The 13,344-nt window shown below is 67.4% G+C and carries 12 protein-coding genes; 10 read left to right on the forward strand and 2 right to left on the reverse strand.

Annotation, left to right across the window (positions count from 1 at the left end; all coding sequences use genetic code 11):
- Positions 1-16 precede the first annotated feature (16 nt).
- The 4 genes from ACIHFD_RS65760 to ACIHFD_RS65775 are packed head-to-tail and all read left to right on the forward strand — an operon-like array spanning position 17 to position 4,073.
- Entirely contained in the window at positions 17-667 is a 651-nt protein-coding gene (locus ACIHFD_RS65760) for a TetR family transcriptional regulator (protein WP_397375607.1), read from the forward strand.
- A gap of 30 nt (positions 668-697) precedes the next feature.
- Positions 698-1,633 (forward strand): ATP-binding cassette domain-containing protein, encoded by a 936-nt coding sequence (locus ACIHFD_RS65765; protein ID WP_397375608.1) that lies wholly within the window; start codon positions 698-700, stop codon positions 1,631-1,633.
- Positions 1,630-3,240: an ABC transporter permease gene (locus ACIHFD_RS65770; RefSeq protein ID WP_397375609.1), complete on the forward strand. Its 1,611-nt coding sequence runs from the start codon at positions 1,630-1,632 to the stop codon at positions 3,238-3,240. Before ACIHFD_RS65765 ends, ACIHFD_RS65770 begins: the two co-directional genes overlap by 4 nt.
- A 20-nt stretch (positions 3,241-3,260) precedes the next feature.
- The gene (locus ACIHFD_RS65775; RefSeq protein ID WP_363984033.1) at positions 3,261-4,073 is read left to right on the forward strand and encodes a class I SAM-dependent methyltransferase; all 813 of its coding nucleotides are present in this window, start codon (positions 3,261-3,263) and stop codon (positions 4,071-4,073) included.
- 709 nt (positions 4,074-4,782) lie between these two features.
- On the opposite strand, the gene ACIHFD_RS65780 is transcribed toward ACIHFD_RS65775, so the two are convergent.
- Both ACIHFD_RS65780 and ACIHFD_RS65785 read right to left on the reverse strand, forming a co-directional pair.
- Positions 4,783-5,523: a tyrosine-type recombinase/integrase gene (locus ACIHFD_RS65780; RefSeq protein WP_397375610.1), complete on the reverse strand. Its 741-nt coding sequence runs from the start codon at positions 5,521-5,523 to the stop codon at positions 4,783-4,785.
- 376 nt (positions 5,524-5,899) lie between these two features.
- The gene (locus tag ACIHFD_RS65785; RefSeq protein ID WP_397375611.1) at positions 5,900-6,595 is read right to left on the reverse strand and encodes a TetR/AcrR family transcriptional regulator; all 696 of its coding nucleotides are present in this window, start codon (positions 6,593-6,595) and stop codon (positions 5,900-5,902) included.
- 137 nt (positions 6,596-6,732) lie between these two features.
- Here ACIHFD_RS65785 and ACIHFD_RS65790 point away from each other — a divergent pair, with 137 nt between their 5' ends.
- The 6 genes from ACIHFD_RS65790 to ACIHFD_RS65815 all read left to right on the forward strand — a co-directional run bounded on the left by ACIHFD_RS65790 (position 6,733) and on the right by ACIHFD_RS65815 (position 13,218).
- A complete protein-coding gene (locus ACIHFD_RS65790; protein ID WP_397375612.1) occupies positions 6,733-7,281 on the forward strand; it encodes a carboxymuconolactone decarboxylase family protein in 549 nt (182 codons plus the stop codon).
- A 112-nt stretch (positions 7,282-7,393) separates the two neighbouring features.
- Positions 7,394-8,188, forward strand: coding sequence for an isocitrate lyase/phosphoenolpyruvate mutase family protein (locus ACIHFD_RS65795; protein ID WP_397375613.1), 795 nt, complete (start codon positions 7,394-7,396; stop codon positions 8,186-8,188).
- Positions 8,189-8,248: 60 nt separating this feature from the next.
- On the forward strand, positions 8,249-8,896 hold the full coding sequence (locus ACIHFD_RS65800; protein WP_397292842.1) for a nitroreductase family protein: 648 nt from the start codon (positions 8,249-8,251) through the stop codon (positions 8,894-8,896).
- Positions 8,897-9,064: 168 nt separating this feature from the next.
- Positions 9,065-9,448: an MmcQ/YjbR family DNA-binding protein gene (locus tag ACIHFD_RS65805; protein WP_397375614.1), complete on the forward strand. Its 384-nt coding sequence runs from the start codon at positions 9,065-9,067 to the stop codon at positions 9,446-9,448.
- 234 nt (positions 9,449-9,682) lie between these two features.
- Positions 9,683-10,600, forward strand: a complete 918-nt coding sequence (locus ACIHFD_RS65810; RefSeq protein WP_397375615.1) for an NADP-dependent oxidoreductase — start codon at positions 9,683-9,685, stop codon at positions 10,598-10,600.
- Between the two features lie 1,235 nt (positions 10,601-11,835).
- The gene (locus ACIHFD_RS65815) at positions 11,836-13,218 is read left to right on the forward strand and encodes a sensor histidine kinase (RefSeq protein WP_397375616.1); all 1,383 of its coding nucleotides are present in this window, start codon (positions 11,836-11,838) and stop codon (positions 13,216-13,218) included.
- The last annotated feature ends 126 nt before the right edge of the window (positions 13,219-13,344 follow it).

Consider the following 13,344-nt stretch of genomic DNA (forward strand, 5'->3'; position numbering starts at 1 on the left):
GTTTAGTATAGTAAACGTGTGTTCAGCCTCTTCGGCGGATCTGACCGCCCAGGCCAAGATCCGTAACGCCGCCATCGCGCACTTCGCCCGCGACGGCTTCCAGAAGACGAACCTGCGCGCCATCGCGGCCACCGCGGGGGTGAGCGCCGCCCTGGTCATCCGGCACTTCGGCAGCAAGGACAACCTGCGGAGCGTCTGCGACGAGCACGTCCTGCAGATCCTGGTGCGGAGGGCCCGGACCGTGGCCGACCTGGTCGGCGTGCGGGATCTGTCCCAGGAATATCTGTCGGACTCGGAGGAGTACCGCCTCCATGTGCAGTACATGGTGCGCGCGATCGAGGAGGACTCCTCCGCGGCCACCACGTTCGTCAACACGCTGGTGGAGGAGACCGAGCAGCTCTTCCGGGACGGGATCGCCGGCGGCTCGATGCGCCAGTCCTCCGACGTGCGGGCGCTGGCCGTGCTCACCGTGCTGGTGAGCCTGGCCACGCTGACCATGGCGCCACCCCTGACCCGCGCGCTCGGCTTCGAGCGGATGGGTCCCGACGTGCTGCGGCGCATCGGGCTGCCCATGCTCGAGATCTACACCCACGGCTTGTACGCCGACGACACCATGCTCAAAGCCGCCCAGGCCGCCTGGGAGGCCCAGCGGGGAGACGATCTCTAGCCCTCTCCTCATCACCACATAAGGACACCCATGATGACTGAGACCGATGCCATCTCCATGGCCGGATTGGTCAAGTCGTTCGGCCCGGCACGGGCACTGAACGGCCTCGACCTCGTCGTACGGACTGGCGAGGTGCACGGCTTCCTCGGGCCCAACGGCGCGGGCAAGAGCACCACGATCCGGATCCTGCTGGGTCTGATGCGCCTCGACGCGGGCACCGCCCGGCTGCTCGGCGGCGACCCCTGGACACAGACCGCTGAGCTGCACCGCCGCCTGGCGTACGTGCCCGGCGACGTCACCCTGTGGCCCAACCTGTCCGGTGGCGAGGCCATCGACCTGCTCGGCCGGCTGCGCGGCAGCCTCGACCGGCGGCGCCGGGACGAGCTGGTCGAGCGCTTCGACCTCGACCCGCGCAAGAAAGGCCGCACCTACTCCAAAGGCAACCGGCAGAAGGTGGCACTGGTCGCGGCGCTGGCCTCCGACGCCGAGCTGCTCATCCTCGACGAACCCACCTCCGGCCTGGACCCGCTGATGGAGGAGGTCTTCCGGCAGACGATCCAGGAGGTGCGGCGCGCGGGTGACCGTACGGTGCTGCTGTCCAGCCACATCCTCTCCGAGGTCGAGGCGCTCTGCGACCGGATCACGATCATCCGCGACGGCCGTACCGTCGAGACCGGCACCATGGCCGAGCTGCGGCACCTCACCCGCACCTCCATCGACGCCGAGCTGGCCGCCCCACCGGACGGGCTGGCCGGGCTGCCGGGCGTGCACGGCCTGCGCGCCGACGGCGGCCGGGTACGCTTCAGCGTCGACGCCGCCGCGCTGGACCTCGCACTTCGCCACCTCACCAAGGCCGGCGTGCGCAGCCTGGTCAGCCGGCCTCCGACGCTGGAGGAACTGTTCCTGCGGCACTACGACCGCGCGACCGCGAACGTCAAGGGCCGGTACACGGAGGCAGGACGATGAACGCGTTCGCCGGCACGGGAAAGCTCATCCGCCTGGTGCTGCGGCGCGATCGTGTGCTGCTGCCGCTGTGGGTGGCCTTCATCTGCATGATCCCGGTGGTGTTCGTCGGCGCCTTCACCGGCGCGTACCCCACGGCCGAGGCCCGCCAGCACTACTACGAGACCAGCGTCCACACCAGGGCCTTCACCATCGCCTACGGCGTGCTGAACGGATCCAGCCTCGGCGAGCTCGTCGCCTGGCGGTCGGGATTCGTCACGTTCATGGTCGCGCTGTTCGCCCTGCTTACGGTCATCCGGCACACGCGTACGGAAGAGGCGGCCGGGCGGCGCGAACTGGTCGGGGCCACAGCGGTGTCCCGCCACGCCGACCTGGCCGCCACCCTGATCGTCACCTGCGGGGCCGCCCTCGTCCTGGGCGTGGCCTCGGCGGTGGCGCTGATCGGCCAGGGCCTGCCCGCCGCCGGCTCCCTGGCGCTCGGACTCGGGTTCACGGTGGCCGCCTGCGCGTTCGCCTCGATCGGCGCGGTGACAGCGCAGCTCACGACCGGCGCGGGCGGCGCGCGCGCCATCGGGATCAGCACGCTCGGCGCCGCGATCCTGCTGCGCGGCGTCGGCGACGTCGCCGCGCAGTCCGGTGACGGGCCCGCCTGGGTGACCTGGCTGACGCCGCTCGGCTGGGCGGAGGCGCTGCGGCCCTACAGCGGCGAACGCTGGTGGGTGCTCGCGCTCGCGGCCGGCGCCGTGCTGGCGCTGATCGTGCTGGCCGTGGCGCTGTCGGAGCGGCGCGACCTCGGCGCCGGCATGTTCCAGGCCCGACTGGGCCCGGCCGCCGCCGGACCCCGCCTGCGCAGCCCGCTGGCGCTGGCCTGGCGGCTGCACCGCGGGCCGCTGATCAGCCGGCTCGCCGGACTCGCCCTGGTCGGGCTCGTGGTCGGCGCGATGTCGGCGAGCCTTGGGACGCTGATGGACAACAGCGGCGCCGCGGCCCGAGAGGCGCTGGCCCGGCTCGGCGGTCCCGGCCCGCTCGTCGACCAGTTCCTCGCCCCCATGATGACCATGCTCGGCCTGGTCAGCGCCGGCTTCGCCATCCAGGCCGCGCTGCTGCTCAGGAACGAGGAGCGCGACGGGCGGGCCGAGCCCCTGCTGGCCACCCCGGTGCGCCGGCTGCGCTGGGCGGGCAGCCACTTCGCGTTCATACTGCTCGGCCCGGCGCTCGGGTTGATCGCCTTCGGGACGGCCGCCGGTCTGGCGCACGGCCTCAACACCGGCGACGTCGCCCGTGAGCTGTCCCGCCTCCTGGCCGCCGCTCTCGTGCAGCTTCCTGTGGTGTGGGTGTTCACCGGGGTCGCGTTCGCCCTGTTCGGGCTGCTGCCCCGGCTGGTCGCCGGCACGTTCGCGGTGGCCATGGTGAGCATGTTGTTCGGTTGGGTCGGCCTGGAGTTGCAGCTCGACCAGTGGGTCATCGACCTGTCGGTCTTCGAGCACGTACCGAAACTCCCCGGCGGGGTCATGACGGCCACGCCACTGATCGTCATGACCGTCGTCGCGGCGGCCCTCGTCGCGGCCGGCCTGGCCGGATTCACCCGACGCGACATGCCCACCACCTGAGCCTGGAGGACATCATGGGAGTGACTCTTCCTACCCTGACCCCGCTGCAGGAAACCCTGTGGGTGACGCTGTGCGGCCGGGCGCTCGACAGCCGCCTGCCACGCCCCATACTCGGCGACCGCATGGCCTACGAGATCATCCACAAGACCGGCTACGACCACCGCAAACTCCGCTGGAGCGCGGCCTCGGCCATCGACGTCGCCCAGCGCGCCAAGAAGCTGGACGAGGTGGCCCAGCAGTTCATGGCCCGCCACCCCGACGCGATCGGCATCGATCTGGGAGCCGGCCTCGACACCCGGGCCCTCCGCATCGACCCGCCGCCCACAGCGGACTGGTACGACGTCGACTTCCCCGAAGTCGTGGACGCCCGGCACCGGGTCATCCCCGATCGGCCGCACACGCACAGGATCGGCGCGGACCTGACCGAGCCCGGCTGGCTGGAGGCGCTCCCCGCCGACCGCCCCGCCGTGATCGTCGCCGACGGCGTGCTGCCCTTCCTCTCCCAGGAAGAGATGATCACGCTGCTGGACCGTCTCACCAGCCACTTTCCCAGTGGGGAGATAGCGTTCAACGTCTACACCAGATTCACCGTCTGGGCAGCGAAACACTACTCCGGCAGCCGGTTCCTGGTCCCGCTCTTCAAGTCCCCCGGCTTCGACCGCCTCGACCCCGTACGGTGGAACCCGCGACTGACCCTGATCCGGCACATCCTGCTCACTCGGGAGCCCGAGGTCGACCAGTTCCCTCCGGCCCTGCGCCTGTGGACCCGACTGTCGGCGCTCAGCGCGGCCTTCTCCAGGCTGGGCACCACGGTCGCGCACTACCGTTTCTGACGATTCCGGTCGGCGACTCACGCCGGGTCGGGTCCGGGCAGATGAGGAGCCGCAGCCGGCGCAGGAGCTCGCGCGGCAGCGACGTCAGGAGCGCGGCAAGGAAGGCTCGGTCCTCGGGCGCCGTCCGCAAGGGCGAGCGACTGTTCGACGAGGGGGACACCACCCTCCCGCTGGAGCTGATCAAGTCCGAGGGGCGTGCTGTGCCTGATCTGCCGGCCTGCCAAGGCCGGCGCACGACCTCCACTTGTGCTCCCTCCGGTAAGGCAAGTCCAAGCGCCGCTGAGGCGACGATGGGTATGGTGGGCCGGTAGGGTGCCGTCGTGCTCGGTGCGTGCTCGTACGCCCCGTCACGCGCCGTCAGAACCCGGCATTGCCTGACACGCAAAACGCATCGAGGTGGCACGAACCGTCACCCAACGGCACGGCGCAACACTTAAGGATCTTGCTTCTAATCCGACGGTCGCAGGTTCGAATCCTGCAGGGCGCGCAACCGAGACCAGGCAATCTGCGGGTTGACCTGGTCTTTTGCATGATCGGTAGTCTTGGCCCCTAGGCAGGGTGAGGCGGCTGAAAGCAGCTCTGTGCCACTGGTCGCGGAACATACGCGGAATGCTCATAACCCCGTTTCCCCAGGTGAGCACGGCAGTTTCGAGCCTTGGAACGGCGAAAGGACCCCGAGATGTCCCGGGGTCCTGCCAGTGGTTGTGGATCATGCAGCTAGCGCGCCCAAGATGCGCCGGTTGGCGACTTCCCGTTGGCCGTCGATGCACTTGGCGTAGACGCGGAGCATGACGTCCACGCCGTGGCCCGCCCGTTCGGCCGCTTCCGGGGCATGCACGCCTGCGTTGAGCCAGAGCGAGACGGCCGCGTGCCGAAGATCGTACGGCCTGCCCGCCAGGGGAGAGGCAGCCTGGTCGGGCGTGAAGGCGTACGTCCGTGCCTCCTGCCAGACCTTCACGTAGGCCGATCCGGAGATCACACCGCCCGTGCGAGTGCGGAAGAGCCGGTCATCTTCACCAACGCCGAATGTGGCGATGTGCTTGCGGAGGATGGCGACCAGTTCGGGCGGAATGGGAACGGTGCGTGTTTCCTTCACATTCCGGTGCTTCAGACCGCGCTCATCATGGGCCTGCCCGGAGTCGGTGAACCGCTTGTTGCTCTGGGGCCTGGTCTTCTCCAGCGTCAGCAGGCCCCAGCCCTTCGCCGGGAGGTGACAGTCCTTCTGCCGCAGCCCCGCAGCTTCTGCTGGGTGTAGGCCGCCGAAGTACATGCAGGCGAACATCGCGGCCAGCATCGGCCCGCGTGACCGTCCCACATAGGTCACCGCGGTGAGCAGTTCGCGGGCCTGCTTCGGATTGACCACCGAGCGCCGATCGACCTCGCCACTCACCTTTGGCTTGCGGAACTTGACCTTGTGCAGCGGATTTGCCGAAAGCTCCTCCAACTCCACCGCGTGTTCGAGCGCGTGATGAAAGACGGCCCGCTTGCGACGATATGTCGAGGTGGCAGCGGGTTGCCGTCCAGACACAGCGCGAGGGCTTCCAAGGCCGCACGAGCGTTCTTGGTCTCCTCCAGAGCGCTCAGCGGGAGAGACGCTGCCTCCAACCAGCGTACGGCCTGAGCGATCTCCGGTGCCGGAGTCGACCTGCGGTCCTCTGGCAAGAACGAGTACTCACGCAGCGCCCGCCGGACGATCTCATCGGACGAACGGCCGGTGCCCGGCCAGAAAGCCGCCACGGGATGATCTTGAAGGCGGAGTCCTAGCTGTGTTCCTTCGCGACGTTGTTGTCACCTCAGCGTTGGCTGCCGGCGGCGCTGGCGGTATTTCACGGAGCCTTCGACGGCTCGGGCGGTGACGCCAATCTGCTGGCCGATCCAGCGATAGGACCGTCCGGCCTCGTGGTCGCGAAGGTCTCCACGTAGTCGATGGCCGTCTGCAACGCATCCTTCAGCGGAGAGATGTCCCGGGCGACCTGGGCAAGGAGCATGCCGCCCTGGAAGGCAGCAAGGAGCAGGTTGGCCAACTGCGCGGGATCTGCTTCGGTGCTCATGCGGCCGAGTCGCTGCATGTGCTGGATTCCATCGCGGAAGATGCCTCTCCACTGGTCGAACGCGCTCGCGAGTTCATCGTGAACGTCGAGGTCGGTCTTGATGATCTCGCTCGCGAGGGAGCCGAGGCTGCAGCCTTCCTGGTAGGCGCGTTCGTAACCGACGTAGAACGCCGCCCACTTCCGAAACGTATCGAGGGTGTCGAAGCCGGAGAACTGCTCACTGCGATGGAGCGCTAGTACGCGCTCGGCCTGCCATGCGATCACTGCCAGGACGAGACTCTCTTTTGTAGGGAAGTAGTGGTTGAGCTGTGATCCGCCGACGCCGGCGGCGTGACGGACCTGCTCGTTGTTCGTGGCGTGGACGCCGTTGGTGTAGATGAGCTCCGCGGCGTGCTCCAGGATTCGGGCCCGCGTGGCCTGTCCCTTGTCGGTGAGCTTGCGAGGCTCCCGGGCTCCCTTCGTGGGCTTCATGCTTCACACGATACCGAATATTGGGCTTGACAGCCCAGTCGTGAGCAGTGTTCACTCCAAAAGTGGGCTGGCTAGCCCAAAACTGTCGCCTGGGTCGGCTGACGACGACCATTCCCGCCGATCGGAGTTGATTTCCAATGTCACGCCTTAGCGTTCCCTCTCCTGACGACGTCCCCGACGGGGCGAAGGGCATCCTCGACAACGTCGGCGCACAGTTCGGCTTCGTCCCGAACATGTTCGCGACTCTCGCGTCGAACCCAACCGTCCTCGACGTCGTCATGACACTGCAGGGCACCTTGAGCCGGGTTCTGGACGCGAAGACGCGGCACACCATCGCGCTCGCCGTGTCGCAAGCCAACGGTTGCGATTACTGCCTGGCGATACACACATACGTATCGTCCGAACTCGGTGGCATGTCGAGCGATGACATCGACTTGGCCCGGGCCGGGAGCTCGATCGATCCCAAGCGCGCCGCGGTCGCTCGTTTCGCTCAGCAGGTGGTGGAGAGCCGCGGTCAGGTGAGCGACGCCGACCTTGCGGCTGTGCGAGGCGCTGGGTACACCGACCCGCAGATCCTGGCGATCGTCACGGTGGCGGTGCAGGTCCTGCTGACCAACTTCATCAACAACGTCAACCAGACCGACATCGACATCCCCGCCGTCAACCCGGCCGGTACACCCGGCTGATCGCCGGGACGCCCGTCGAGGCCGCGCACACAGCCCGGTAAACCCCTCACTGCCCCAAACGATCACTCAGGAAAGATGCGATATGCCAGGCTCCGAACTCTATGAGAAGTTCATGGCGCTGCACACCCGCGACGGTGGCCTCGTCATGCCGAACGCATGGGACGGCCTCTCGGCGTTGATGCTGGCCGATGCCGGCTTCGAGGCGATCGCGACATCGTCGGCGGCACTCGCCACCACACTCGGCCGGTCCGACGGACGTCACGAAGTCACGCGCGACGAGCACCTCGAGCATGCGCGGCTGCTCGGCCGGCTCACCGGGCTGCCCGTCAACGGAGACTTCGAGGACGGCTACGGCGACACGTCTGAAGACGTCGCGGCGACCGTCGAAGCCGCCGTCGAGTCCGGCCTGGCCGGTATCGGGATCGAAGACACCTCGGGCAATCCCGATCACCCCATCCGCGACTTCGACGAGGCAGTCAACCGCATACGCAGCGCCGTCGAGGCGGCCAAGGGGCGCATCGTCGTCACCGGCCGCACCGACAACTTCGTCCAGGGGTGGCCCGATCTCGACGACACCATCCGGCGTCTGACGGCCTTCGCCGAGGCCGGCGCGGATGTGCTCTACGCCCCGTACCCACCCGACCTCCACGCACTCGTCGCGATCGTCACCGCCGTCGCGCCGACACCGGTCAACGTCCTCATCTCGCCGGGGGACAAGGTGCTGACCGTCGCTGAACTGCAGAAGGCCGGGGTCAAGCGCATCAGCTTGGGTCCAGCGCTCTACACCCACGCAATGGAGGCACTCGAACAGGCCACCAAGGCTCTCGTCGCGGGTGACCTCACCGCCGCGACGACAGGAATCAGCTTCGAGCGCATCAGCGAACTACTTGCCCGCGGCACGAACTAGCCCAAAACACCGCGAACCACCGCTCCTCACCCACCCATCGCAAGAAGAAGGCAGATTGACATGAATATCGACAAGCTCATGAACAAGCACCTCACCAGGTATTTCGACCCCAGCAAGACCATTCCGGAGGAAACCCTTCAGCAGCTGCTGAGGTTCCTGCGCTCCACGCCGTCATCGGTGAACGTACAGCCCAACCACTTCTACGTCCTCGCCACGCCCGAAGGCAAAGAGCGGCTCGCCAACAACCTGGGCGAACGATTCCAGGACAACGCCGAGAAGATCCTGAACGCGTCGCACACCATCATCCTCACCACCCGGGCAGATCTACCCGACAGCCACCTCGAGGCGGTGTTCACGAAGGAGAGGGCCGACGGCCGGTTCCCTGACCCGTCAAAGCAGGAGCTGTGGGAATCAATGACCCGAGACTTCCTCAACCTGCGCAGCTACAGCTACAAGGACCTGAACCACTGGATGGAGAAGCAGACCTACATGGCGGTGGGCCTGACCATGATGGCGGCCGCTGAGCTCGGCGTCGAGGCCACGCCGCTCGAAGGGTTCGACCCGACCAGTGTCGACAAGGCGTTCAAGATCCGCGAGACCGGACACAGCACGACGGTGCTGATGGCCCTCGGCTACCCCGACCCGGAGAGGGTGTACACCACGCCGATCTCGCGATTCGACGCCGACCGGCTGTTCACCTTCATCTAAACACCCACCCGGAAACCAAAACCCACAACAACACATAGTGCTCGTAACACGATCTTGTTGAGGTTGCCGGCGTGCGGGCGCCGCCGTTCGTGGCGGCCATGCGGGAGACGCCACCTTGGGCCTTGGCCGGCGGTTAGGGCACTCGGATCGACAGAGGAGTTGATCACCTTGGACGGACAGGAGCTGCAGAAGATCGCGGGCGACTGCACTGTGGGACTGCCCGGCGCCCACCTGGAGCATCGTTTCGGCTCCGACTGGAAGGTCTACAAGGTGCGCGGCAAGGTCTTCATGCTCATGACCGACATGCCGGGGCGCCCCGTCGTGATCCTGAAAGCTGATCCGGATGACGCCGCAGCCCTGCGTGAGCAGTACGCGGACATTACCCCCGGCTATCACATGAACAAGAAGCACTGGATTACGGTGGAAGGCGGGGACGCCATCGACGAGAAGCTGGTAAAGGAGCTCGTGATCGACTCCTACCGTCTCGTGGTCGGCGGGCTTCCCAAGTCCGAGCAGCCCGTGGATCCGCGCACCTACGGCCGCCGCGCCTGACCTTCGACGTGCCCATCAGCGGCGAGAAGCTCCAGAACAGAGCGCGCGACACGGCACCGGCGATCGGCCACCGACCGGCGCAAGCACCCGAACCGCCACGCACACAAGGCCCATGACCTGCGAATTCACGATGCACGCGGCGCATCGGCCTGCAGCCTCATCTGCTGGATGCGGCTGGAGAAGCACCGCTCGTGATCGTGTTACGAACACATACGAGAAAGGGGAACGATCTCAATGAAAGCCATTGTGGTAACCGACCAGGCCGCGGGAACGGCCGGGATGACGCTGACGGAGCGGCCTGAGCCGCCCGCAGCGATCAACGACGTCATCGTTCAGATTCATGCATCGGGCTTCGTCCCGACAGAGATGGAGTGGCCATCGACCTGGACCGATCGCGCCGGCCGTGACAAGACACCGTCGATCCCCGGCCACGAGCTGGCCGGAGTGGTCACCGCCCTCGGCTACGGCACAACGGGGCTTTCGGTCGGGCAGCGGGTGTTCGGCCTCGCCGACTGGCACCGCGACGGCACCCTCGCGGAGTACGTGGCGATTGAAGCACGCAACCTCGCACCGCTGCCCGGCGACGTCGACTTCACGGTAGGCGCGTCCCTGCCAATCTCGGGTCTGACCGCGTGGCAGGGGCTGTTCCAGCACGGCCGCCTTCAGGCCGGCCAGACCGTCCTCGCCCATGGCGCAGCCGGAGCAGTCGGGACGATGGTGACCCAGCTCGCACGTGAGGCCGGCGCTTACGTCATCGGCACTGGACGCGCCGCCGACCGTGAGAAGGCGCTCGACTTCGGCGCGCATGAGTTCGTCGACCTCGAGAACGACGCGCTGAAAGACGTCGGGGGCGTCGATCTGGTCTTCGATGTCATCGGCGGCGACGTCCAGAGGAGCTCCGCGGCTCTGATCAAGACCGGCGGGACGCTGGTGTCGGTCGTGGGGCCGGTCGAGGCCCGCCCCGCTGATGGCCTGGCGATCGATTTCGTTGTCGAGGCCGATCGCACTCAGCTGGGTGAGATCGTGCAGCGAGTCCGGGACGGGCGGCTGCGTACGAACATCGGAACCACCGCGTCCCTCGACAACGCGGTCGCGACCCTCAACTCAACCGAGCGACGCAAGGGGAAGACTGTCATTCGTGTACGCCCGTAGGGAGCGATGGCCACACTCTGATCGGTGGGGCCGAGCGGCCAGTCGAAGCGACTCGTCGCGGAAAGCAGCGTCGGGTCCGCCGCGCGAACGGGTCATCCAATCCGTGCGGCGGACCCGACGGGTACACACATGACCTCCTCGAACAACGATATAGACGGGTGATGCACACATCCCAAAACGTTGACCGGCGCATCGCGTCAGCCCGCCTCGTCAACGTCTCCCTCGGGTCGGTCGGCAATCCTCGCCGCACCTCGTCACAGACTCTCTTGATACCGAGGTGGGGAGGGAGTCGGTGGTCTCTGCGAGCATGCCTTAGACGCCGGGTGACGGCGTACACGATCGACAAGATCACGAAACCTGATCCCAGGTGAACCGGACCAGCCATTCGGCGCCCCAGAGCTTGCAGTACTCGAGTTCTTGAGCCCCACACCCGCTCCCGAGGCCAACCGAATGGCTCCCACGGGGAACCGGCCGACAACCTCATACCCGGTGCCGGAAGCGATCCAACCGGGCCAGAGTGATTCACATGATCCCCGCACACGTCCCCGACGAGCCACCGCTCACCTACGCCGACAGCTTCGACGTACTGGTCCTTTTCCGTACTGGCCCTGTCGTGTAAGGGAAATTGGACTTTATGGTCCCGAAATCCCTAGCTGGCTCTGTGCGCTATCCCGACTCCTTCGGGACATCCCGGTCACACAGGGCCGTCGGGTCACGATGGGTCACCCATCTGACCAAGTGCTCCATGCCGACGGCGGCCAGATTCACCCAGGCGGGGGTTGGGTGCCGCGTGGGAGCCTGAAGAGCAGGCCATAGCGGTATCGCGACTGGGAAGGGAAGGGCGGGTCCGACAGGGTAGGCCGCGAGGTCGCGCCGGAGACAGTGTCATTTCGCGGACACGGCGACCGGTCCGGCCCGGTGTCATGGGTTGGTCGGATCGGCAGTCCGAGGATTTTGCAGACCTGAAAAGGGACTATATAGTCCTGTGTCGGGCCCGTCAAGACTCCGCCCACGACACACGATCCACTGGACTACCGCCATCGAAGGAGCGGACACCGTCACGAGCGACGACGCGGACACCGACGACTACGACGGCGGCTTCAGACCGATTCGCGAAGTCCTGGCGGGAACCGCTCGACACCGTGGCCGAGCAGCTGGTGAAGGCACATGACTGACGTGCTATCGCAGGCCCCGGTCCTGCATCGGTTCGACGGCTTCTGACCTACGGAGGTGATATGCCACTCCTTCCACGCCCACGCCCGCGCTCCGTCCGCGCTTGCTGCACCCTCATCGTGGCGCTGTTCGCGATGAGCATCCTGGTGGTGCTCGGCGCGACGCTGGACCTGGCCATCCGCTCCCGGATCCAGTCCGGCGCCTTCCGCCAGGCCGAGCGGGTGGCCAGCCAGTGGAGCCCGGTCGCCCGCGGCGGCATCGTGCCACGATCGATACCCGCCGACCCGCCGGTCGACCTCATCCAGGTCGTGGACGTCTATCACCGAGTCGTGGACTCCAGCCGGGAGGCTTCTGCGACTGTGCCGCTGAGCCGGCTCCGGCCGCCGCCCGACGCCCGTGTCCAGCCCTACCGCGAGTGCCCGCCGAACGACCGGTGCATCCTGCTGCACGCCATCCGTTTGACCCCGGCACCGGACGCGGGTGTCGTCTACGCCGGCCTTCCAGAGCCGGACCTGCTGGCCACCCATCAGCTCGAGTACGCCCTCGCGGCCGGAATCGTCCTGGTCACCGGCATCGCCGCCTGGACCGCATGGCTGCTGGTGGGGCGCGCGCTCCGTCCCGTCGAGGCGATCAGGACCCAGATCTCGCAGATCACGGTGAGCGACCTCAGCCTGCGCGTCCCCGAACCGCAGGGCAACGACGAGATCAGCCGGCTCGCCACCACCGCCAACCAGACGCTCAGCCAGCTGGAGGCCGCGGTGGAGCAGCTACGCCAGTTCGCCTCCACCACCAGCCACGAGCTGCGCACCCCGATCGCCGCCCTGTGCACACACCTGGAGGAGGCGCTGCTCTACCCGGACGACGTCGACGCCCAGGACGCGCTCCGCAGCTCGCTCGCCACCGCCGGCCGGCTGGAAGCGATCGTCAACGACCTGCTGCTGCTCGCCCGTCTCCGGGCCACCGATCCGCTACCACCGGAGAAGATCGATCTCGGCGAGCTCGTCGCCGCCGAGGTGAGCGCGCAGTCCTCGTCTGTGCCGATCAACGTCCACGCGCTCGCCGGGCCGGAGATCCGCGGCTCGCGCATGCAGCTGATCCGCGTGCTGAACAACCTCCTGGCCAACGCTCTGCGGCACGCCGAGTCCGCTGTGGAGGTCAGCGTCGAGCCCGCCGACGACGGGGTCGCGGTCACGGTGGCCGACGACGGGCCCGGCATCCCGCCGACCCACCGCGAACGCGTCTTCGAACGGTTCGTCCGCCTCGACGACGGCCGCCGCCGCGACCCCGGCGGGAGCGGGCTCGGCCTGGCCATCTCCCGCGACATCGCGCACACCCACCACGGCACCCTCACCGTCGAGGACTCCCCACGCGGGGCCAGGTTCGTGCTGTGGCTGCCGCTCGTCAGCGGAGGGCCCGCGACGGCCACATCAGGGGCAGGCGCCTGACGCGGACCAAGAGCCGCATTTACAGATAGGCCCATTAGATCCAGATCCGCCCTTCGGGCGTGCTCGCGTGGATGAGAATCGGGGGGTGTGCTGCCCGCCGACGTCGGTCCGCTATGGCTCGTGGAG

This window comes from Nonomuraea sp. NPDC051941, assembly GCF_044593615.1.